22 protein-coding genes are annotated in these 21113 nt (G+C 64.3%); 15 read left to right on the plus strand and 7 right to left on the minus strand.

Annotated features, from left to right (window positions below):
- Positions 1-26 precede the first annotated feature (26 nt).
- On the minus strand, positions 27-1604 hold the full coding sequence (gene ilvA / locus T31B1_RS10830; RefSeq protein ID WP_353249483.1) for a threonine ammonia-lyase, biosynthetic: 1578 nt from the start codon (positions 1602-1604) through the stop codon (positions 27-29).
- Between the two features lie 152 nt (positions 1605-1756).
- Between ilvA and proC the strand changes: the two genes are divergently transcribed.
- The 5 genes from proC to T31B1_RS10855 all read left to right on the plus strand — a co-directional run bounded on the left by proC (position 1757) and on the right by T31B1_RS10855 (position 5371).
- Positions 1757-2587, plus strand: coding sequence for a pyrroline-5-carboxylate reductase (proC, locus tag T31B1_RS10835; protein WP_353249484.1), 831 nt, complete (start codon positions 1757-1759; stop codon positions 2585-2587).
- The gene (locus T31B1_RS10840; RefSeq protein WP_353249485.1) at positions 2584-3150 is read left to right on the plus strand and encodes a YggT family protein; all 567 of its coding nucleotides are present in this window, start codon (positions 2584-2586) and stop codon (positions 3148-3150) included. Before proC ends, T31B1_RS10840 begins: the two co-directional genes overlap by 4 nt.
- A 6-nt stretch (positions 3151-3156) precedes the next feature.
- Complete coding sequence (gene metX / locus T31B1_RS10845) at positions 3157-4302, plus strand: homoserine O-succinyltransferase MetX (RefSeq protein WP_353249486.1); 1146 nt, start codon at positions 3157-3159, stop codon at positions 4300-4302.
- Positions 4299-4934, plus strand: coding sequence for a methionine biosynthesis protein MetW (gene metW, locus T31B1_RS10850; RefSeq protein WP_353249487.1), 636 nt, complete (start codon positions 4299-4301; stop codon positions 4932-4934). Before metX ends, metW begins: the two co-directional genes overlap by 4 nt.
- A gap of 68 nt (positions 4935-5002) precedes the next feature.
- Positions 5003-5371, plus strand: coding sequence for a DUF4426 domain-containing protein (locus T31B1_RS10855; protein ID WP_353249488.1), 369 nt, complete (start codon positions 5003-5005; stop codon positions 5369-5371).
- Positions 5372-5433: 62 nt separating this feature from the next.
- Here T31B1_RS10855 and T31B1_RS10860 read toward each other — a convergent pair whose 3' ends face one another.
- The 4 genes from T31B1_RS10860 to T31B1_RS10875 form a co-directional block, all read right to left on the minus strand.
- Positions 5434-5880: a tellurite resistance TerB family protein gene (locus tag T31B1_RS10860; RefSeq protein ID WP_353249489.1), complete on the minus strand. Its 447-nt coding sequence runs from the start codon at positions 5878-5880 to the stop codon at positions 5434-5436.
- Positions 5881-5955: 75 nt separating this feature from the next.
- A complete protein-coding gene (locus tag T31B1_RS10865; protein ID WP_353249490.1) occupies positions 5956-6591 on the minus strand; it encodes an alpha/beta hydrolase in 636 nt (211 codons plus the stop codon).
- A gap of 3 nt (positions 6592-6594) precedes the next feature.
- The gene (locus tag T31B1_RS10870) at positions 6595-8478 is read right to left on the minus strand and encodes a cation:proton antiporter (RefSeq protein WP_353249491.1); all 1884 of its coding nucleotides are present in this window, start codon (positions 8476-8478) and stop codon (positions 6595-6597) included.
- 122 nt (positions 8479-8600) lie between these two features.
- Positions 8601-9266 (minus strand): TIGR04211 family SH3 domain-containing protein, encoded by a 666-nt coding sequence (locus tag T31B1_RS10875; RefSeq protein ID WP_353249492.1) that lies wholly within the window; start codon positions 9264-9266, stop codon positions 8601-8603.
- Between the two features lie 174 nt (positions 9267-9440).
- Between T31B1_RS10875 and T31B1_RS10880 the strand changes: the two genes are divergently transcribed.
- From T31B1_RS10880 to T31B1_RS10895, 4 genes are all read left to right on the plus strand, one after another.
- Positions 9441-10232 (plus strand): TatD family hydrolase, encoded by a 792-nt coding sequence (locus T31B1_RS10880; RefSeq protein ID WP_353249493.1) that lies wholly within the window; start codon positions 9441-9443, stop codon positions 10230-10232.
- Positions 10233-10305: 73 nt separating this feature from the next.
- Positions 10306-10575 carry an ElaB/YgaM/YqjD family protein gene (locus T31B1_RS10885; RefSeq protein ID WP_353249494.1) on the plus strand — a complete coding sequence of 90 codons (270 nt, stop codon included), beginning with the start codon at positions 10306-10308 and terminating at the stop codon, positions 10573-10575.
- 3 nt (positions 10576-10578) lie between these two features.
- Complete coding sequence (locus T31B1_RS10890; protein WP_353249495.1) at positions 10579-11067, plus strand: hypothetical protein; 489 nt, start codon at positions 10579-10581, stop codon at positions 11065-11067.
- 441 nt (positions 11068-11508) lie between these two features.
- Positions 11509-12660 carry a carbohydrate porin gene (locus tag T31B1_RS10895; protein WP_353249496.1) on the plus strand — a complete coding sequence of 384 codons (1152 nt, stop codon included), beginning with the start codon at positions 11509-11511 and terminating at the stop codon, positions 12658-12660.
- A 94-nt stretch (positions 12661-12754) separates the two neighbouring features.
- Here T31B1_RS10895 and ilvD read toward each other — a convergent pair whose 3' ends face one another.
- A complete protein-coding gene (gene ilvD / locus T31B1_RS10900) occupies positions 12755-14449 on the minus strand; it encodes a dihydroxy-acid dehydratase (protein WP_353249497.1) in 1695 nt (564 codons plus the stop codon).
- Between the two features lie 110 nt (positions 14450-14559).
- Positions 14560-15195 carry a peroxiredoxin gene (locus T31B1_RS10905; RefSeq protein ID WP_353249498.1) on the minus strand — a complete coding sequence of 212 codons (636 nt, stop codon included), beginning with the start codon at positions 15193-15195 and terminating at the stop codon, positions 14560-14562.
- A gap of 293 nt (positions 15196-15488) precedes the next feature.
- Between T31B1_RS10905 and dsbD the strand changes: the two genes are divergently transcribed.
- From dsbD to prmA, 6 genes are all read left to right on the plus strand, one after another.
- A complete protein-coding gene (gene dsbD / locus T31B1_RS10910; protein ID WP_353249499.1) occupies positions 15489-17222 on the plus strand; it encodes a protein-disulfide reductase DsbD in 1734 nt (577 codons plus the stop codon).
- On the plus strand, positions 17219-17764 hold the full coding sequence (locus T31B1_RS10915; RefSeq protein ID WP_353249500.1) for a TlpA family protein disulfide reductase: 546 nt from the start codon (positions 17219-17221) through the stop codon (positions 17762-17764). Before dsbD ends, T31B1_RS10915 begins: the two co-directional genes overlap by 4 nt.
- Positions 17765-17926: 162 nt before the next feature.
- Entirely contained in the window at positions 17927-18382 is a 456-nt protein-coding gene (gene aroQ, locus T31B1_RS10920) for a type II 3-dehydroquinate dehydratase (protein ID WP_353249501.1), read from the plus strand.
- Between the two features lie 7 nt (positions 18383-18389).
- Positions 18390-18863 (plus strand): acetyl-CoA carboxylase biotin carboxyl carrier protein, encoded by a 474-nt coding sequence (accB, locus tag T31B1_RS10925; RefSeq protein WP_353249502.1) that lies wholly within the window; start codon positions 18390-18392, stop codon positions 18861-18863.
- On the plus strand, positions 18863-20218 hold the full coding sequence (accC, locus tag T31B1_RS10930; protein ID WP_353249503.1) for an acetyl-CoA carboxylase biotin carboxylase subunit: 1356 nt from the start codon (positions 18863-18865) through the stop codon (positions 20216-20218). The genes accB and accC overlap by 1 nt, the downstream gene beginning before the upstream one ends.
- Positions 20211-21107: a 50S ribosomal protein L11 methyltransferase gene (prmA, locus tag T31B1_RS10935; protein WP_353249504.1), complete on the plus strand. Its 897-nt coding sequence runs from the start codon at positions 20211-20213 to the stop codon at positions 21105-21107. The genes accC and prmA overlap by 8 nt, the downstream gene beginning before the upstream one ends.
- Positions 21108-21113: the final 6 nt, after the last annotated feature.

Here is a 21113-nt window from a genome sequence, read left to right on the forward strand (position 1 = left end):
GGCGACGCTACCTCGAAACAACGACATCAGGCGTCGTGGAGAAACAGCTGATAGGCGGGATTGCCGGTCTCCTCGGCATATTCGTAGCCGAGTGCGTCCAGCGCGGCACGGCAGTCGGCCTGCTCGTGCGCGCCGACCTGCATGCCTACCAGTACCAGGCCATGGGCATGGCCATGATTTCGGTAGTGGAACAACGAGATGTTCCAGCGATCGCCGACACTTTCCAGGAATTTCAGCAACGCCCCGGGACGCTCCGGGAACTCCACCCGGAACAGAATCTCGTCGCCGGCACCACGCGCCCGGCCACCAACCATATGGCGCACATGGAGCTTCGCCATTTCGTTACGGCTCATGTCCAGCACGGCATAGCCGCCGTCCTGGAGCTCGCCGATCAGGGCATCGCGCTCGGCGACGCCGTTGGTCAGCTTCACGCCCACGAAGATCTGGGCAGAGGCAGCATCGGCATACCGATAGTTGAACTCGCTGATCGAGCGATCGCCAATGATCGTGCAGAACCGGCGAAACGAGCCCGGTTTCTCGGGAATGGTGACCGCCAGCAGAGCCTCGCGTTGCTCGCCCAGCTCGGCGCGCTCGGCGATATAGGACAGCCGATCGAAATTGACGTTGGCTCCGGACTGTATGGCGACCAGATGTTCGTCGATGATGCCGGTTTCGGCGGCATACTTCTTGGCTCCGGCGACCGCCAGGGCCCCGGCCGGCTCGGCGAGCGACCGCGTGTCTTCGTAGATGTCGCGCACGGCCGCGCAGATCTCGTCGACCGAGACCGTCATCATCGCGTCCACGTGCTTGGAGCACAGCCGGAACGGCTCCACACCCGCCTGTTTGACCGCCACGCCGTCGGCAAACAGGCCGACGTCCTTGAGCATGACGCGTTCGCCCGTGGCCAGCGCTGCACCCATACTGGCCGCATCCTCGGGCTCGACGCCGATCACCCGTATCGACGGCCTCACGCTCTTGATATAGGCCGCGACACCGGCCAGCAGGCCCCCGCCACCCACGCAGACGAACACAGCATGAATATCCTGCGGATGCTGGCGCACGATCTCCATGCCGATGGTCCCCTGCCCGGCGATCACGTCCGGGTCGTCGTAGGGATGTACATAGACCAGTCCGTCGCGCTTCTGCAATTCGGCAGCGTGGGCGGCGGCCTCGTCGTAGCTATCGCCATGGAGCACGATCTCGCCGCCGAATCCGGCCACCGCGCGTACCTTGATCGCCGGTGTGGTGCGCGGCATGACGATCACCGCACGAATCCCCATGTTGCGCCCGGACAGCGCCACACCCTGGGCATGATTGCCGGCCGAGGCACAGATCACGCCACGCGCCCGTTCCTCCGGACTCAGCTGCGCGATCTTGTTGTAGGCACCGCGCAGTTTGAACGAATGGACGGGCTGCAGATCCTCACGCTTTAGAAACAGCCGATTGCCGATACGCTGGCTGAGCTGCTCGGCAGCGACCAGCGGCGTTTCGATCGCGACATCGTAGACACGGGCCGTGTTGATACGCTTGAGATACTCGGCGTCGCCGATATCAACGGGCGATGCCGATACGGCTTCTGCGGTCTGTTTGAGACTGCTGTTCATGACGAGCAACGGTTGGAACAGGCGTCAATGCTAAATGAAGCCACCACCTATTCATATATGTCTGTCGCCGACGGGGCGCCCGGCTCGCCCTGTGCGCACGCGATCACGTATCATGCGCCGAGTTTGAAGGCACTGGAATTCCGGGTTCCCCAATGAACCAGACCATCGTATTCGTGGGCGGCGGCAACATGGCCACCAGCCTGATCAGCGGCCTGCGTAGCGCCGGCCATCCGGGCGAGCGGATCACCGTGGTCGAGCCCGATGCCGACAAACGCACCACGCTGACCGAGCGCTGGGACGTATGCGCCGTCGCCGAGGCTTCGTCGGAGGCGCTCGACGCCGACGTGGTGGTGCTCGCAGTCAAGCCACAGATGATGCGTGCCGTGGCCACCGATCTTTCCGAGCGACTGGACGGGGCCTCGCCACTGGTGATTTCCATCGCGGCCGGCGTCCCCCTGGCGGGTTTGCGCACGTGGCTGGGCGAGCACCTGGCCTACGTACGCTGCATGCCCAACACGCCGTCACTGATCGGTGCGGGCGCGACCGGACTGTATGCCGACGACAGCGTGACCGCCGACCAGCGGGAGGTCGCGGAAACGATGCTCGCCAGCGCGGGCATGACCGCCTGGGTCGGGCAGGAGTCGCTACTGGATGCGGTCACCGCCACATCGGGCAGCGGGCCGGCCTATTTCTTCGCTTTCATGGAAGCCATGGTCGAAGGCGCACGCGCTCTGGGGCTTGATGAAGACGCTGCCCGAACGCTGGTGCTCAACACCGCCCTGGGCGCGGCCCGCATGGCGATCGAATCCGGCGACGACCCGGCCACGCTGCGTCGCAACGTCACCTCACCCGGCGGTACCACGGAACAGGCGTTGAACACCTTTTCCGAAGGCGATCTGGCCGGGCTGGTCGCGCGCGCGATGCGCTCGGCGGCCGAACGCGCCGATACGCTGGGCCGCGAACTGGTAGACGACGCGTCATGATGCTCGGTCACGCCAACAACGCGCTGCTGTTCCTGGTCGATACGGTCTTCGCGCTGTATATCGTCGTGGTACTGCTGCGGGTCATCCTGCAGCTCGTGCACGCTGATTTTCGCAACCCCATCTCGCAGTTTGTCTGGCGGTTCACAGCCACACCGGTGGGCCTGATCGGACGCTTGGTGCCACGCTGGCGCAATCTCGATGTGCCTGCATTGGTCTTCGCTATCGCGCTTTGCTTTATCAACATCGAGATCGACCTGGCCTTGGCAGCGCCCGGATTCGGGGCACAGCCGGCCATGGCCGTTGTATGGGCGGTGCTCAAGGCCGGCGTGCTCATCTGCAACTTCTATTTCTTCACCATCCTGATCCAGGCGCTGATGTCGTGGATATCGCCGAACCAGTATTCGCCCGCGACCGCCATGCTGTTCACGATCAACGAGCCGCTGCTGCGGCCGGTACGCAACATCCTGCCACCGCTGGGCGGGCTCGATCTGTCGCCGCTGGTGGTGATCATCGGCCTGCAGGTCATAAGCCGTCTGTTGCCGCTACCGGGCCTGTTCCGCTGATCGATCATGGCTGAGCGACGCTCTCACTCGGTCGGGCTGGTCGAGCCCCAGACACTGCATGTGGATACGCCGATGGGGCTGGACTGCGGCAAGACCCTGTCGCAGTTCGACCTCGTCTACGAAACCTACGGAAAGCTCAACGCAGCCCGCTCCAACGCGATCCTCATCTGCCATGCGCTGTCAGGCAATCACCATGCCGCGGGGTATCACAGCGAAGCCGACGTGAAACCCGGCTGGTGGGACAAATGCATCGGCCCCGGCAAGATGATCGATACCGACCGCTTTTTCGTGGTCAGTCCAGCCAATCTGGGCGGCTATAACGGCTCGACCGGGCCACACAGCCTGCACCCCGAAACCGGGCGCCACTACGGCCCCGACTTCCCGGTGCTGACCTGTGCCGACTGGGTCCGCTCGCAGGATATTCTTCGCCGCGCGCTGGATATCGAGCAGTGGGCTGCCGTGGTCGGCGGCAGTCTCGGCGGCATGCAGGTCATGCAGTGGTCGATCGACTACCCGGACCGGCTGGCCCACGCCATCGTGATCGCGGCCGCGCCGAAACTCTCGGCCCAGAACATCGCCTTCAACGAAATCGCCCGTCAGGCGATCGTCACCGACCCCGAGTTCCACGGCGGACGCTACTACGAACACGATGTCGTTCCCCGGCGCGGGTTGATGCTCGCGCGCATGCTGGGCCATATCACCTACCTGTCGGACGAAGCCATGCGGGCCAAGTTCGGCCGCGATCTACGTGCCGGGCGGATCAACTACGGGTTCGACGTCGAGTTCCAGGTCGAATCCTATCTACGCTATCAGGGCGCATCGTTCGTCGACCGGTTCGATGCCAACACGTATCTGCTGATGACCAAGGCGCTGGACTATTTCGATCCGGCCTATGCCACCGGGGGCGATCTCGCAGCAGCGTTCGCACCGGTGACCGCTCGGTTCATGGTGGTGTCGTTCACTTCGGACTGGCGCTTCTCGCCGGCGCGCTCACGCGAGATCGTCGATGCGCTCGTCGATGCCGGCAAGGAGGTCAGCTATGCGGAGGTGACCTCCGATCTGGGCCATGACGATTTTCTCTTGACCATGCCGCATTATGTGAACTCGCTGCGTGCTTATCTGGGGCGAGTCGCCGACGAGGCCGGTACGTGAACACGCTGCTCACCCAGACCCACGACGGCCTGCGCGATGATCTCGCGCTGATCTCGAACTGGATCACCCCGGGCGCGCGCGTGCTCGATCTGGGCTGCGGCGACGGCACCCTGCTCGCCCATCTGCAGCGCACCAAGAACGTCACCGGCTACGGCCTGGAAATCGATCCCGACAACGCCATCGCCTGCATCGGCCTCGGCGTGAACGTGCTCCAGCTCGATCTCGACGCGGGCCTGGATCAGTTCGAGGACAATAGCTTCGATTTCGTGGTCATGAGTTCGGCGCTACAGGAAGTCCAGCGACCGGATCAGCTCATCGAGGAAATGCTTCGCATCGGCCGTGATTCGATCGTGACCTTTCCCAACTTCGGTCACTGGCGGCCACGGCTGTCGCTGGGCCTGCGTGGTCTCATGCCGGTGTCCAAGGCCCTGCCGAACCGGTGGTACGATACGCCCAATATCCATCTGTGTACCGTTCGGGACTTCGAGGGACTATGTCGGGACAAACAGGTCGATATCGTACGGCGCCATGTCGTCAATCATGCCCACCGCAGCAATCTGGGCATGCGCGCGTTTCCCAATCTTCTGGGCGAGATCGCGCTCTACCAGCTGCGTCGTACCGTGGGCTTCTGAATCTGATCCTGCTGGCCGGGCTGGTCGCCGGCCAAGTCGCCGCGAACCTCGCACATGCGGCTGGCTCGGTGGGCAGCGGCGCGTTTACCGTCCAGTACAGCGCGGTCAACAGCCTGCAGATTCCACCGGCGGTCGCCCAGGCCAACGGCATCGAGCGCGACGGCGAAACCGCGGTCGTCATGATCACGCTGCAAAAACCCGCGCCGGACGCTCCGCTACAAGCGGTACCCGCGACGGTCACCGGCAGCGCGAGAACCCTGATGGGCGATCGCCGTACGCTGACGTTCCGCCGCGTCGAAGGCGCGGGCAGTGTCTATTCCCTGGCCCGCGTCGCCGTCGAGGACGATCTGACCCTGACCTTCGATCTGACCGTAAAAGCCAGCGACGGCAGTGCGACCATCCCCGTCCGCTTCAACCAGACGTTCTATACCGAATAGTGATCTGCGCCCGAACGGGTGGGACCGACCGCTGGGACCGACCGCGGCATGGCCCCCGAGGCCTACTCGCCGGTTACGGCCAGCTTGGCGCGAATGAACTCGCTGTGCGGCAGATAGAGCAGCTCGGCGAGCTCGCGCAGCAGATGTTCTTCCTGAGCGTCGAGACGCTGGTCGGCGTAGGCCACGCGCCATAGCATCTCCAGTACTTCGCGCTTTTCCTCCGGCGCGAGCCCATCGTTGAGCGTTTTCAGATAGCTGTAGAGCGATACCGATTGTTCCGCGCGCGGCGCCGCAGCGTCGATGAGGTCTTCGACTTCCACGTCATCGAGCGAGAAATGCGTTTTCAGCTGGCGACGGATCTCGTCGTATTCTGCCAAATCGTGCTCGTGATCGGCGTGCGCCATTTCCAGCAGAAGCACGGCCGCTGCAATACGTTTTGCCCGTTCCGGGTCACGCTCGGTGTGGTGCTCGGGCTCCAGCGCCTGGCGCAATGTATCGAATAATCCCATGCTGTCCTCTTGACGATTCCTGTCACCGACAAATGCCTGGCGGGCAGATCGCGCTGCCGTTCCGGTCCACCGAGCCTAGCCTTGGAGAAAGGCAGCCACGCGTTTTCGCAGATCGGTCAGCCGCCCGTGCAGGAAATGGCCTGCACCCTCCAGAATCTGGACATCCACCGGCGGTCGGAGTTCGGAAACCGTCTCGATCGAGGCCCGGACATCGATCACATCGTCTGCATCGCCGAAGATCGCCAGCCAGTCAGTGTCCGGGCGCGGGACCGAGGCCTCGAAATAGGCCGCCGGAAACCCGACGGTCACCAGTCGCGGCACCGTCCGGCGCTCGGCGGCTCGCAGCGCGGCGGCCGAGCCGAACGAAAACCCGGCCAGCCCGCCGAGCTCGAGCGCCGAGGCGTCCGCGGCCCAGTCGCACACTGCGTGTACATCGTCGACCTCGCCAACGCCGGCATCGTAGCCGCCTTCGCTGCGGCCCACGCCGCGGAAATTGAAGCGAACCGAGGCAAAGCCGGACTGGGTCGCTGCCCGGCCGAGCATGAACACGACCTTGTTGTCCTTGGTGCCGCCCTGCTGAGGATGCGGATGACAGACCACGATCACCCCGCGCGGCGAATCGTCCGGCAGATCGACATCGACCTCGATTGCGCCGGCCGGACCATCGATCAGACCGGTAGCGGACCGGGCGTCCACGGGCCATTCGAGCATGGTTCAGGCTCCCTCGTTGTACTGTATCGCCGCCGAACGTTCACTGGCCGCCTCGGCGCGTTCGGCGCGCGCCCGCCGCCGTTCGCTGGCGTCCTTCTTCGGGGCGTAGTAGATCACGGTATCGCCCTCGTCGGGCCGCGCATTGCCACTGGCCGGATGGAACAGCAGCGTCTTGTCGGCATACAGTGTGGCGATGACGACTGCATCCGACGGGCAGTCACGCTTGAAGTCGTCGCGCGTGTAGCTGTCGGTGATACGGGTCTTGTAGAACTGCCAGTTCTGGAAGTGTTTGCGCCAGAGCTCTTCGTACTGGGCATCCTCGTGAAAGGCCGGCCGGCCACGCAGCGGGCGGGCCACCACGCGCGAGTCGTTGGATTCGTCCGCCGCATACATGGGCAGCTGGAATACCCGGTCGTGCTCGAGGCTGGTCACGAAATGCGAGCACACCAGGGCGTTGTATGCGTCGTTGCTGGTCGCGGCCAGCAGACAGGCGATTTCGTTGAGTTCCAGCGATTGCTGGATCTGATCGGACAGCACCTCACCGTAGAGCACGCGCACACCGGCAAGGCGCGCAGTACGCAGACGGTGCCAGGATGAGTCCACCAGCAGCACCTGGACATTGAGCTCATTGGTCAGCGCTCTCGCCAGCTCGGTCGACCAGGGCGATGCGCCGACGATGAGCACGCCATTGGGCTCGGCCGACAGCCGCAGCCAGCGCGACAGTCGGCCGATCGAAAAACCGTGCAGGATGACCGTGGAGAACACGATCGCGAAGATCAACGGCAGCAGCTGCTCGGCGCCGCCGTAACCGGCCTCGACCATCCGCGGGCCGAACACACCGGCGACCGCGGCGGCCACGATACCGCGCGGCGCGATCCATCCGACCAGCACCCGATCGCGCCAGTTCATGTCGGTGAACATCGTCGAGATGAATACCGCAGCCGGGCGCACTACGAACAGCACCGCCAGCACCAGCGCGGCCGCGTGCCAGTCCAGATGCAGCAGCACGTTCGGGTCGAGGTCCGCGGTCAGCACGATGAACACGGTCGAGACCATGAGAATCGTGATGTATTCCTTGAATCGGCGGAGCTCGGCCATGCCGGCGATGGTCAGGTTGCCCATCACCATGCCCATGACCGTTACCGCCAGCAGCCCGGCCTCGGCGAAGATCTCGCTGGCGATACCGTAGATCACCAGCACGAAAGCGAACGTCAACGGCGCCTTGAGATACTCCGGCACCCAGATCTGGTTGAATGCCTTGGCCAGCATCCAGGCGACACCGCCGCCCAGAACGAGCGAGATCAGGATCGCCCAGCCCAGATCCACGAACACCTGGGCACCGTCGCCGGCGTCCACGCCGGCAAACACGAAATACTGGAAAACCAGCACCGCCAGCAACGCCCCAATGGGGTCGTTGATGATGCCTTCCCATTTCAGATACGACGCCGTGCGGCGGTTGAGCCCAGCCTGGCGCAGCATCGGTATGATCACGGTCGGGCCGGTGACGATGAGAATCGCGCCGAACAATAACGACACGGGCAGGCTCAGCTGGCCGATGTAATAGGCGGCCAGCGTGTACAGCAGCCACGACAGGGCCGCCCCCACAGAGACCAGCCGCTTCACCCCCGAAGCGGCTTCCTTGAACTCGTGCAGCCGCAGGCTCAACCCGCCTTCGAACAGGATCACGGCGACCGCCAGCCCCACCAGCGGCGACAGGACGGCGCCGATATCTTCGGACGGGTGCACGATTCCGAGCACCGGCCCGGCGAGTACGCCGCTGACCAGAAACAGCACGATGGCCGGCATCTTCAACGACCAGGCGATCCACTGGGAGAACACGCCCAGCGCGACGATGGTGATGAGGATCAGAGAAAGATGATGTTCCATGCGGTGTCCGGGGTCGTCGCCCGAAGGGCGGCGGCGCGCTCGACGTCGCGTGCGCGGGAATTCACGCAACCATAGACAGGTTGCCTACGCGGGACAATACAGCGATCGGCCGACGCTCGGGACTAGAGCGAATCCCAGCTGCCCTTGCGACGCTTGCGGAACAGCGGCAGCAACAGGCCGACGACGATACCGCCGATCATGATCAAGGCGCCGATCTTCATGCCTTCGCGGCGACTCTGCAGCGCCTCGTTCTCGTGGCGCAGGCGTTCGTTGTCGCTGCGCATTGACAGCAGCTGCTCGCGGAATTTCTCGTTCTCATCGCTGATCCGGATCGCATCGGCAGAGGTCTCGCGAATCTGCTGCAGCTGGCTGGACAACGACTTGTTTTCCGCGACGAGCTCACGCTTGGTATTGCCAAGTTCTTCAGAGCCGCTCAACGCCTCGGACAGCTCGCTCTTGAGATCCGCGTTCTCGCTTTCGAGCTGCTGGGTCTGTGCCTTGAGCTGGTCGATCTGGGTGCGCGCGGCCGGCTCGTCCGACAGAAAACGGGTGAGCACGTAGCCGGTCGCCCCGCCGGCGGTGCGGATCTGGGTCCAGCCGCTGTCTTCGGACAGGGTTTCGAGTTTCTCCCCGGCATCCAGCAGCTGAGTAATCCGATAACCCGTACCCGGGCCCCGCCGCATGTTGATCGACAGCTCGTCACTGACATACCGGGTGGCTGCGGTGGCGACGGTGCTGACGATGAGCAGACCCGCCAGGCCGGCGAGCAGTCCGATTCTGTAACGCATGCGTGACCCTTGATGAACGGCACGGAACCCGGGGCCGGAGCCAAGCCGGCGACGTCGAGGCGCGAGTGTAGCAAACCGCTCGGAACCGGTGACACGTCATCAGAAGGCGCGACGGTTCTCGTCGGTCGCGATCGTCGCTAGACTGCGCGGGCCATTCGTTGTGACCGCCTGTCCATGCAGCTGACCGATATCGGCGCCAATCTCGCGCATGAAAGCTTCGACGACGACCGCGACGCCGTCATAGACCGGGCGCAAGCCGCCGGCATCGAGCGCCTGATCGTCACCGGTAGCGATGCAGCGAGCAATGCCCATGCCATCGATCTGGCCGCCCGCCACGGATCCTGCTTTGCCACGGCCGGTCTGCATCCGCATCACGCCGCCGAGTGGTCCGACACGCTGCTCAGCCAGATCGACGATGCGGCAGCACGTGGGGCAATCGTGGCGGTGGGCGAAACCGGGCTGGATTTCTTCCGCGACATCTCGCCGCGCGATCGCCAGGAACAGGTCTTTGCAGAGCAGCTGGATATCGCCTGCCGTCATCGGCTGCCGGCCTTTCTTCATCAACGCGATGCGCACGAGCGCTTCCTGCCGATTCTCGAAGCGGCACGCCCGCGGTTGTCTCAGGCGGTCGTACACTGCTTTACCGACAGCCATGCAGCGCTGGATGCCTATCTGGCGCTTGATGTCTATATCGGCATTACCGGCTGGGTTTGCGACGAACGACGGGGCCGCACGCTCTACGATCTGGTTGCGCGTATCCCCGACGATCGGCTGCTCATCGAAACCGACTGCCCCTATCTCATGCCGCGGACCATTCGCCCGCGGCCCAAAACGCGCCGCAACGAGCCCGCCAACCTGCCGTGGGTGCTCGCTACCGTCGCTGCGGCACGTCACCAGACGCCGGAGCATGTCGCCGCCGCCACCCATGCCAATGCCGCACGCCTGTTCGGCCTGACCGATCAGTGACGACTACGGATGGCCGCATGCTGCCCAAGCGCGCTATGCTGGCTCAGATCAACCAACACAAGGATCAAGCGGTATGAGCGACAACGCAGACACCCAGGCGCTGAAGAAAGACATCGAGCGGCTGCGCAACGACCTGTCCGAGCTTGCCAAGAGCTATCGGGCGGAAGGCGAGAAACGCGCCCAGGCCGGTCTGGATTCGGCCCGCGGCCACTACGACGATCTGCGCAATGAAGCGGTTCGCCGCAAACAGGATCTGGGCAGCGAGATCGAATCCCGCCCGTTTACCAGCGTGCTCGCCGCGTTCGGCATCGGGCTCGTGCTCGGCAAACTCATCGGTCGATAATCGATGAATCCGAAGGCCACGCTGGCGAAGGTGTTCAGCCTCAACGTCATCATCTGGATGGCGATGCTGACGTTCTTTGCCGGACTCATGTTCTGTGCCGTCGGCGTCTACATGCTGCTGGCCGAGCGGTTGGGCGCCACTCAGGCGTCGCTTCTGACCGGAGGCGGGCTGATCGCGATCGTGGCGCTCGCGCTGATCGTCGTGCTCATCGCAAGTAGCAGCGGCGGCAAAAAGAAGAAGAAGGCATCGGCTAGCAAGAATGCCACGCACGAGCCGGACAACATGATCGAACAGCAGTTGCGACCCGTGCTGGGCGACCGCGCGACCAACTGGGCCAAGCAGAATACCGGTCTGGCCGTGGTCGGCGCGCTGTCGGCCGGCGTCATCCTGGCCGCCAGCCCGCGTTTCCGCTCGCTGCTGATCGGTGCGGCCGGCCCGCTGGCGACACGCCGGATCATGCAGACGTTCAACGATCTGACCGACAGTCACTGACCGCCGCGCCGCGGCTGGCTAAGCCACGCGAAGCCGATCAAGGCGCCGACTCGTTCACGCGATTCGGCGCTTTTTTTTGGCACGCATGCCGCAAACCGGACACGTATCAAATGCGCCTGGCCGGCCAGACCGGCCGAACGACCAATCCGCGGATTCACGCCGGGCGATCACCTACTTGCCAATGGGCTCGACCCGCAGCAGAGGCTGCGCGCCCCATGCCCACGCGCCGCCAGGCGTCTCTCGGCAGGCTTGTGCCCACCTTTCGTTATGTCGAGATCAGGCTCGGCTCACCCCGGCTATTCCAACATGTCGGTGAACGCGCTTGCCCGCGCCACTGACCCGTAGTCGTATCCGATCCGGGTGAGCGCGCATCCGAAGCTGCTCATTCGCACTACCTCACTACAGGGCCCGATAGAGGACACCGTTTTCCAAGGGGGAGAAATGAATCACCGTATAACGGCAGCCTGCGTACTCATGCTCACCGGAACCGGCCTCGCCTGCGCGGCGGACCAGAGCGCGGCGCAAGGCGCCGAGCAGATCACAGCCCAGCAGGGCAATACCCGGCAAGACCGTGCCGCCGTCTCCGGCATTCTCATCGGCACGTTCCAGAATACGAGCCAGGATCGCGTTGACGGACAGTCGGTCGAGGCGGAAGGCAACGGCCAGCTTTATCTGTTCGGCGACCGCGATATGGGGCCAGGCACCTGGCACCTGGAGGTACGCGCCGGCACCACGCCGCGCAGCCGCGGGGTGACACGCTTCTATGGCGAGGTCAACGATTCCGTCGGTGAAACGGTCGATGCCGACGGCAACGGACGTATTGCGGCCACCCAGTTCTACTACGAGCTCGACGCGGCCGGCGGCGACCTCGCGGTGGGCCTGCTTGATGCCACCGGCCTGCTGGACGCCAACGACGTCGCCGACGACGAGTACACCCAGTTTCTCGGCACCTCGTTCGTGAACAATCCCAGCGTCGACTACCCGAGCTTCGCTCTGGGCGCGGACTACCAGCGCGACATCAATGACAATCTCGGTTTTCAGGCCTTTCTGAGCAGCTCTGGCGGACTAGGCGACCAGGACGATCCCACTTACGGCAACGTCTTCGACGTGGGCGAAAGCGGCAAGGGCGTGTTCGCCGGAACCGAAATGCTCTGGGAAGCCGGCCCGCTCTATGGTGATGTGGGGGTATGGTACAACGGCGCCGATCACACCGAACTCGCCCATCCGGGGCGCGACAGGAAAACAAATTACGGCACCTATACCAGCATCGGCAGTGGTCTGGCGGGCGGTCAATGGGTCGCCCAGGGCGGTATCGCCAACGACAAGGTCGCCGCGGCGGCCAACTTCATGGGTCTGGCCTACGAACACCCCGCTGGCGATGTCATCGTCGGCACTGGCGTCGCGCGTATCGGTGTCTCCGACGACCAACCGGAACCCGCCGATTCGGTCGTCCAGGCCGAGGTGTATGCGCGCATACCGTTGGGCAGAGACGTCTATGTCACCCCTGATCTGCAGTACGTCAACAACAGCGGCTTCGACCCGACGCTGGACGACGTGCTCGTCGCCGGTGCACGAGCCGGCCTGGAGTTCTAGCCTGGGCGCGACTGGCCGGCAACGCCGGAGCTGAAAAAGGCCACGCTGCGGCGTGGCCTTTTCAATACGCCGATTGGTGGACGCACAGCCGCGGCTAGTCCGGCTGATCCGTCACGGCGCCCTTGGAGGCGGTGCCGACAAGGCGCGCGTACTTGGCCAGCACGCCGCGGGTCGCCTTCGGCGGCTTCGGTTTCCAGGCTGCGCGCCGCTTTTCCAGCTCGGCGTCGTCGACTTCCAGCTGCAACAGGCGTTTACGCGCATCGATGGTCACGGTGTCGCCTTCCTCAATCAGGCCGATCGCACCGCCCACCGCTGCCTCGGGCGCCACGTGGCCCACGACCATGCCGTAGGTGCCGCCCGAGAAACGCCCATCGGTGATCAGGCCGACCTTCTCGCCCAGCCCACGGCCGATGATCGCCGAGGTCGGCGACAGCATCTCGCGCATGCCGGGACCGCCCTTCGGACCCTCGTAGCGGATGACCACGATATCGCCGGCACCGACCCGTTCGTCGACGATGGCGGCCATGGCTTCCTCTTCGGAATCGAACACACGCGCGGGACCGGTAATGGCCGGGTTCTTCAGGCCAGTGATCTTGGCGACGGCGCCTTCTTCGGCGAGATTGCCCTTGAGAATGGCGAGATGCCCCTGGGCATAGAGCGGATCGTCGAACTGGTGGATGACCTGCTGATCGGTGGGCGGCGCATCCGGCACGTCGGCCAGCACCTCGGCCAGGGTCTGGCCGGTAATGGTCAGACAATCGCCGTGCAGCAGGCCGGCGTTAAGCAGCATCTTAAGCACCTGCGGAATGCCGCCGGCGCGATGTAGTTCGGTGACCACGTAGCGTCCCGAGGGCTTGAGATCGCAGAACACCGGCACCTGTGCACGGATACGCTCGAAGTCGTCGATACTCAGGTCGACCTCGGCGGCCTGGGCGATGGCCAGCAGGTGCAGCACCGCGTTGGTCGAACCGCCCACGGCCATGATCAGCGTGATCGCGTTCTCGAAGGCCTTGAAGGTGAGCAGATCACGCGGCTTGATGCCCTTTTCGATCGCCGTGATCAGGGCCTCGGCAGAGGCTGCCGCACTGTCGGCCTTCTCGGCGTCCTCGGCGGCCATGGTCGAGGAATACGGCAGCGATAGCCCCATCGCCTCGATCGCGCTGGACATGGTATTGGCGGTGTACATGCCGCCACACGAGCCCGCGCCCGGGCAGGCATTGCATTCCACGCGGTGCACGCGCTCGTCGTCAATGGTGCCCGCCACGCGCTGGCCGACGGCCTCGAAGGCCGACACGATCGTAAGGTCCTCGCCGTCCAGATGGCCCGGCTTGATGGTACCGCCGTAAACAAAGATGGCTGGCACGTTCATGCGCGCGATGCCGATCATCGCCCCCGGCATGTTCTTGTCGCAGCCGCCAATCGCGATCACCCCGTCCATGGACTCACCCTGGACCGCCGTTTCGATGGTATCGGCGATGACCTCGCGCGAGACCAGCGAATACTTCATGCCCGGGGTACCCATCGAGATACCATCGGACACGGTCACCGTGCCGAACATCTGCGACTTGGCGCCGCCGTTCTCCAGCGCCGATTCGGCGCGCTGGGCCAGCACGTTCAGACCGATATTGCAGGGCGTGATGGTCGAGTAGCCGTTGGCCACCCCGACGATGGGCTTGTCGAAATCCGCGTCGGTATAGCCCATCGCGCGCAGCATGGCGCGATTGGGAGCACGCGCGGTGCCCTGGGTGACGACTTGGCTGCGGCGTTTGAGCGGCTTGTCCTCGGCCATGAACGTTCTCGTTGTGGGAAGGCGCCGTATTATGCCGGCTCGTATGCATCACGCACAAAAAAGGCGCAGCCCCCTGCGGGCTGCGCCTCGGATCGCTGCACGCCGGCGAACTATTTGTTCGGCTGCTTGGTCATACGCAGATAGGGCTTGAGCTCGTTCCAGCCCGCCGGGAAAAGCTTCTCGGCCTCTTCGTTGGACAGCGCCGGCGAGACGATCACGTCGTCACCGTCTTCCCAGTTGGCCGGCGTGGTGACCTTGTAGTTGTCGGTCAGCTGCATGGAGTCGATCACGCGGATGATCTCGCGGAAGTTGCGGCCGGCACTCTTCGGGTAGGTCAGCGTCATGCGGACCTTCTTGTTCGGATCGATCACGAACACGCTGCGTACCGTCGACGTGTCGCCGGCGTTCGGGTGAATCATGTCGTAGAGTTCGGCGACCTTGCGGTCGGTGTCCCCGATGATCGGGAAATTTACCGCGCAGCCCTGGGTCTCTTCGATATCCGAAGACCAGGCTTTATGGTCCTCGACGGAATCCACCGACACCACGATCACCTTGGTGTTGCGCTTGGCGAACTCGTCTTTCAGACGCCCGGTCTCGCCGAGCTCGGTGGTGCACACCGGCGTGAAGTCTGCCGGGTGCGAGAACAGTACGCCCCAGCTGTCGCCCAGCCACTCGTGAAAATCGATATGGCCTTCTGTCGTATCGGCCGTGAAATTCGGCGCGTCGTCACCAAGTCGCAAGCTCATGTAATCCTCCTGTGCAATATCTGGCGCGACTATAGCAGTCGCGTCGCGCGTGCCTAAATAACGATCGCTTCGTTAGTTATGCATGGGGCTGACAGGGCGGCGCCACAAGACCGAGCGTCCGGATCGCTTTAGAATGATCGCGGACGCATGGCCGGCACGGTGAACTTAACCGCCGGCGTCGAAGTCCACAGACCTGCATGCACTCAAGGCGCGCCCGATTGGTTGATCCTGCTGACGATTATCGAAACGACCGTGCAACCCGGCGGACCCGGCGCGGCGCGTGTCGTGTCCTGATGTGGTCGTGGCTGTTCGCTGCGTTGCTGCTGTGCGCGGCTGCTCACGCGGCCGAACAGCCTCTGGCCGTCGATCAGGCGTTTTCGGCAGCCGCCACCTCGGCCGCAAACGACAGTGTGCAGGTCAGCTGGACGATCGCCGACGGGTATTACCTGTATCGACACGGCTTCGATTTCGAGCTGACCGACGCACCTGGACACACGATCGGCGCTATCCGTCTACCAGACGGCGCACGACACACCGATGAGTTCTTCGGCGAAGTCGAGACCTATCGTGATCGCGTGACCGCCGTGATCGATATCGAGGGCGATACACCGCTGCCCGATACCGCGCGGCTCAAGGTCAGCTATCAGGGCTGCGCCGACATGGGGCTGTGTTACCCGCCGCAGACACGGACCCTTGGGATCGCAAGCGAATCGGCCACCACCACGGCCGGGCCCGTCGCTCAGCAAGATGCGCTCGCCGCCCGGTTGGCCGGCGCTCACACGATCGCCACGCTGGCGCTGTTCTTCGGCCTGGGCGTGCTGCTGGCATTCACGCCCTGCATCCTGCCGATGATCCCGATCCTGTCCGGACTGATTGTCGGCGCGGGCGCTGGCCCTGGCCGGGCACTCAAATTGTCGTTGGCTTATGTCGTAGCCATGGCCTGCGCTTACGCGGTGTTCGGCGTGATCGCCGGCGCCTTTGGCGCCAATCTGCAGGCTGCCCTGCAGATGCCGGCGGTCGTCATCGTCTTCGCGGCCGTCTTCGTCGCGCTGGCCCTGGCGGCCTTCGGAGCATTCGAACTGCAGATGCCGAGCGCAATCCAGCAGCGGGTGGGCCGGGTTGGCCAGGGACGTGGCGGGCTGACCGGCGCGGCAGTGATGGGGTTTTTCTCGGCGCTGATTGCTGGTCCGTGCCTGGCGCCTCCGCTGGTCGGTGCGTTGCTTTATATCTCCAGCAGCGGCGACGTATTGCTGGGAGCAAGCGCGCTGTTCATGCTGGGCCTCGGCATGGGCATGCCGCTCCTGCTTATCGGCACGTTCGGTGCGCGCTTGCTGCCGCGCGCCGGCCGCTGGATGGATCAGATCCGGATCTTTTTCGGGGTGGTTCTGGCCGGCGTGGCGCTATGGCTGGTCTCACGCATTCTCGATCCCGAAATCAGTCTCGCCTTGTGGGGGCTGCTCGCCCTGGGCTACGGCGCCTATCTATCAATAGACAGCGGCGGCCCGGCCGTCATACGTGCGGGCCGACGCGCGCTCGTGTTCCTGTTGCTGATCTACGCCGGCTGCGCGCTGGTCGGCGCATCCGTCGGGGGTGGACGCCCCATCTCGCCATTGGCCGGATTGGGCGCCAGCCCGTCGAACATGGGCGCATCGGCCGAACAATCGCCGTTCACCCGTGTCGACGATCTGGCCGAACTCAAGACCGCACTGGCGGATGCAGCGCAGCGCGGCCGTCCGGCAATCGTGGATTTCTATGCAGACTGGTGTGTGGAATGCGTACAGATGGAACATTCCACCTTCGCCGATTCGGCCGTGCGCGCCGAACTTGCCGAGATGACTGCCCTTCAGGTCGATGTGACAGACTATGATGCCGCCGACCGCGCACTGCTGCGCGCGGTCAGCGTATACGGCCCGCCCACGATGCTGTTCTATCGCGCGGATGGCCGCGAGGCCGCCGATCGGCGGGTGATCGGCGCGATCGATGCCCCGGGACTGCTCGCTCATCTCGAAGCACTGGGTGGGCCATGAAGCCATCTGTACGACGCTGGCTGGCCGGCCTGGGGTTGCTCACCGTCGCTGTCGCCGGGGTGCTGGGCGCCTACCATCTCGCAGGGCCGGACAAACCCATGCGGCCGGCCTTCACGCTGGCGGATCTATCCGGCTCGCCGCGATCGATCTCGGACTTCGACGGCCGAGTGGTGGTGCTGAACTTCTGGGCCAGCTGGTGTGCACCCTGCCGCAAGGAGATTCCGATGCTGGTGGCGGCCCAGAACCAATGGCGCGAACAGGGCCTGTCCGTGGTCGGCGTGGCCATCGACAGCCGCGAGGCTGCAAAAGCGTTCGCCGAGCGTTACGAGATCAATTATCCGGTACTGGCCGATGCCACCGAGGGGGCGCGTATCCAGGATCGCTATACCCGCACGGGTGCGCCCGCCGGCGTGCTACCGTTTACTGCCATCATCGATCGACACGGCCGGGTCGTGGCCCGGATCGCAGGCGCAATCACACACCAGCAGCTGGCCGATCGTATCGAACCCCTGCTGGGGGACAACGCCGGCCGTCCCGACTGAACCGCATCACGTTGCATCGCAACAATCGGCGTCATCTCTGTGCTAAACGTCGCCGAATTTTCGACAATACGGCGGCGAACGGTCGCGAAATGATTGGGCCGCTGTTGTAACGCGCTCCTGCATGGGGCAGACTTCGCGCTATCGCACTGCATGGACGGCGATGTGGCTCATCTTCTGCTGCTCAACGGCCCGAATCTCAATCTGCTCGGCACGCGCGAGCCGACGATTTACGGACACGACACCCTCGCCGATGTGCAGGCAAGGCTGACCCGACGCGCCCAGGATAACGGCCATACGCTGAGCTGCTTTCAGTCGAACAGTGAAGGCGCGCTCATCGAGCGTATCCATTCCGCACGCGACGAGCACGTCGCCTGTGCGTTGTTCAATCCGGCCGGCTATACCCACAGCAGCGTCGCGCTGCGCGATGCGCTGCTGGCCACGGATCTGTCGTTCATCGAGATTCACCTGTCGAACACCGCCGCGCGTGAGTCGTTTCGACACCATTCCTACTTTGCCGACATCGCGATCGGCACCATCACCGGTTTCGGCGCACAGGGGTACGACATGGCGCTCGACGCGGCCATGCGACGTGTATCCGATACCCAGCGGGAGCACTAGACGCATCATGGACATTCGCAAACTCAAGAAGCTGATCGAACTGGTCGAGGATTCGGGCATTGCCGAACTCGAGATCACCGAGGGCGAGGAATCGGTTCGTATCGGTCGGTATCCGGCGCCGGGCAGCATGCCGAGCATGCCGCCGCAGAACTACTATGCCGCGCCGCCGGCCCAGGCACCGGCCGAGCAGCCGGCGCCGTCCTCCGCCGCCGACACCGCCGACAACAGCGAGGACGACACCCCGGACGGCCAGCTCGTGCGCTCGCCCATGGTCGGCACCTTCTACCGAGCCCCCTCGCCCGATGCCAAGCCGTTCGTCGAGGTCGGTGACAAGGTCGGCCCGAGCGATACGCTGTGCATCATCGAGGCGATGAAGATGCTCAACCAGATCGAAGCCGAGATCTCCGGCGAGATCACCGCCGTACTCGTGGAGAACGGACAGCCGGTGGAATTCGATCAGCCGCTATTCGTGGTGAAGTGATGCTCGGCAAAGTACTGATCGCCAATCGCGGCGAAATCGCACTGCGTATACTGCGCGCCTGTCGGGAACTCGATATCCCGGTCGTGGCCGCCTACTCCACCGCTGATCGCGACCAGAAGCACGTGCTGCTGGCCGAAGAGGCCGTATGTATCGGCCCGCCGCCCAGCACACAGAGTTACCTGAACATGGCCACGCTCATGAGCACGGCCGAGGTCGCAGGCGCGACCGCGATTCATCCAGGCTACGGCTTTCTCTCCGAGAACGCCGATTTCGCCGAGAGCGTCGAACAGTCCGGTTTCGTGTTCATTGGCCCCCGGGCAGAAACCATCCGGCTGATGGGCGACAAGACCTCGGCCATTCAGGAAATGCAGGCCGCCGGCGTACCCTGTGTGCCCGGTTCCGGCGCACCACTGACCGCAGACGACACCGCCAATCGCAAGCTGGCCCAGAAGATCGGCTTCCCGGTGATCATCAAGGCCGCCGGCGGCGGCGGCGGACGCGGCATGCACGTCGTCTATGAAGCCAAGGCCCTGGCCGGCGCGATCGACATGGCCCGTCGGGAAGCCGCCAGCTTCTTCGGCAACCCGGCCGTGTACATGGAGAAGTACCTTGAGCTGCCCCGGCATATCGAGGTGCAGGTACTGGCTGACAGCCACGGCAACGCGATCCACTTGGGTGAGCGAGACTGCTCGCCACAACGACGTCACCAGAAAGTCGTCGAGGAAGCACCGGCACCCGGCATCACGCCCGAACAGCGTGCCGAGATCGGCAAGCTGTGCGTGGATGCCTGCAAGCGTATCGGCTACCGTGGCGCCGGGACGTTCGAATTTCTCTACGAGAACGGGGAGTTCCATTTCATCGAGATGAACACCCGTATCCAGGTCGAGCACCCGGTGACCGAAATGGTCACCGGCGTGGACCTGGTCGCCGAACAGCTTCGGATCGCTGCCGGCGAAGAACTGCGTTATCGACAGGAAGACATCGTGGTGCGCGGGCACGCCATCGAGTGCCGGATCAACGCCGAGCATGCCGAGACGTTCGTGCCCTCGCCCGGCAAGATCCAGGCTTATCATGCCCCTGGCGGCCCCGGCATCCGGATGGATTCGCATATCTATGCCGGTTACAGCGTACCGCCTCACTACGACTCGCTCATCGGCAAGCTGATCGCACATGGCGATACCCGTGCCGCGGCGACCGCCCGGCTGGACATGGCGCTGTCGGAAATGGTCGTAGAAGGCATCCACACCAACATCGCGCTGCACAAGCGGATCATTCACGACCCGTCCCATATCGAGGGCGGCGTGTCGATTCATTGGCTGGAAAAGAAACTGCGCGAGGAAGCGGCGCGTGGTTGAAGCCGGCGACCTACCGGCCTGGCATCAGATCACCGTTATCAGCGAGCGGGCGGCGATCGCCGAAGCGGTGTTCGAACAATTCGACGCCGAGGCGGTCACCGTGCTGGACGCCGGCAGCGAAATGGCCGTGGAAAACGCCCCACACGAGCATCCCGATTTCGAGGCCTCACGCATCGTCGGGCTGTTCGTGCACGGCACGCCGGTCGAGCCGATCAAGACAGCACTACGACAGATGTTGGGCGCACGGGTCGAAATCGAGATTACCGATCTGGCGAATCAGGACTGGGCGAGCGCCTGGCTGGCTCAGCACCCGCCGCTTCGCTTCGGTGCGCGGCTGTGGATCGCACCACATAGCGCGCCGGTCGAAGCCGACGATCAGGCCGTGGTGGTACGGCTGGATCCGGGACTGGCATTCGGTACCGGCACCCACCCCACGACCGCCCTGTGCCTGGAATGGTTGGCAGGCGCTGACCTGGCCGGACGCCATGTGCTCGACTACGGCTGCGGGTCGGGCATCCTGGCGATTGCGGCGGCGCGGCTGGGCGCGGCCTCGGTGACGGCCGTCGATATCGATCCACAGGCGGTCCGCGCCACCCGTGACAACGCCCGAACCAACGAGGTCGCCGACGTCATCCATACCCCGGACATGGATGCGATCGCCGGCCAGCCCTTCGATGTGGTGGTCGCCAACATCCTCGCCAAACCGCTGATTGCACTGGCCGAACGACTTGCAGAGCATGCCCGGCCCGGCACCCCCCTGATCCTGTCCGGATTGCTCAGCCGCCAGGCGGACTCGGTTCGCAGCGCCTATGAGCGCGCGTTTTCGTTCACGCCCGGGGCCGAACGCGACGACTGGATACGACTGGATGCCCACCGCCGCGCTGATTGACCGGCG

The organism is Salinisphaera sp. T31B1, assembly GCF_040361275.1.
Classification (GTDB): Bacteria; Pseudomonadota; Gammaproteobacteria; order Nevskiales; family Salinisphaeraceae; genus Salinisphaera.

Coding starts and splice junctions, on each gene's coding strand:
- T31B1_RS10880 (WP_353249493.1), top strand. CDS start 9,441: ATGCAGCTGACCGATATCGGCGCCAATCTCGCGCATGAAAGCTTCGAC.
- dsbD (WP_353249499.1), top strand. CDS start 15,489: ATGTGGTCGTGGCTGTTCGCTGCGTTGCTGCTGTGCGCGGCTGCTCAC.
- ilvA (WP_353249483.1), bottom strand. CDS start 1,604: ATGAACAGCAGTCTCAAACAGACCGCAGAAGCCGTATCGGCATCGCCC.
- T31B1_RS10885 (WP_353249494.1), top strand. CDS start 10,306: ATGAGCGACAACGCAGACACCCAGGCGCTGAAGAAAGACATCGAGCGG.
- T31B1_RS10860 (WP_353249489.1), bottom strand. CDS start 5,880: ATGGGATTATTCGATACATTGCGCCAGGCGCTGGAGCCCGAGCACCAC.
- T31B1_RS10875 (WP_353249492.1), bottom strand. CDS start 9,266: ATGCGTTACAGAATCGGACTGCTCGCCGGCCTGGCGGGTCTGCTCATC.
- accC (WP_353249503.1), top strand. CDS start 18,863: ATGCTCGGCAAAGTACTGATCGCCAATCGCGGCGAAATCGCACTGCGT.
- ilvD (WP_353249497.1), bottom strand. CDS start 14,449: ATGGCCGAGGACAAGCCGCTCAAACGCCGCAGCCAAGTCGTCACCCAG.
- T31B1_RS10870 (WP_353249491.1), bottom strand. CDS start 8,478: ATGGAACATCATCTTTCTCTGATCCTCATCACCATCGTCGCGCTGGGC.
- T31B1_RS10915 (WP_353249500.1), top strand. CDS start 17,219: ATGAAGCCATCTGTACGACGCTGGCTGGCCGGCCTGGGGTTGCTCACC.
- accB (WP_353249502.1), top strand. CDS start 18,390: ATGGACATTCGCAAACTCAAGAAGCTGATCGAACTGGTCGAGGATTCG.
- T31B1_RS10905 (WP_353249498.1), bottom strand. CDS start 15,195: ATGAGCTTGCGACTTGGTGACGACGCGCCGAATTTCACGGCCGATACG.
- T31B1_RS10895 (WP_353249496.1), top strand. CDS start 11,509: ATGAATCACCGTATAACGGCAGCCTGCGTACTCATGCTCACCGGAACC.
- T31B1_RS10890 (WP_353249495.1), top strand. CDS start 10,579: ATGAATCCGAAGGCCACGCTGGCGAAGGTGTTCAGCCTCAACGTCATC.
- T31B1_RS10865 (WP_353249490.1), bottom strand. CDS start 6,591: ATGCTCGAATGGCCCGTGGACGCCCGGTCCGCTACCGGTCTGATCGAT.
- metX (WP_353249486.1), top strand. CDS start 3,157: ATGGCTGAGCGACGCTCTCACTCGGTCGGGCTGGTCGAGCCCCAGACA.
- T31B1_RS10840 (WP_353249485.1), top strand. CDS start 2,584: ATGATGCTCGGTCACGCCAACAACGCGCTGCTGTTCCTGGTCGATACG.
- proC (WP_353249484.1), top strand. CDS start 1,757: ATGAACCAGACCATCGTATTCGTGGGCGGCGGCAACATGGCCACCAGC.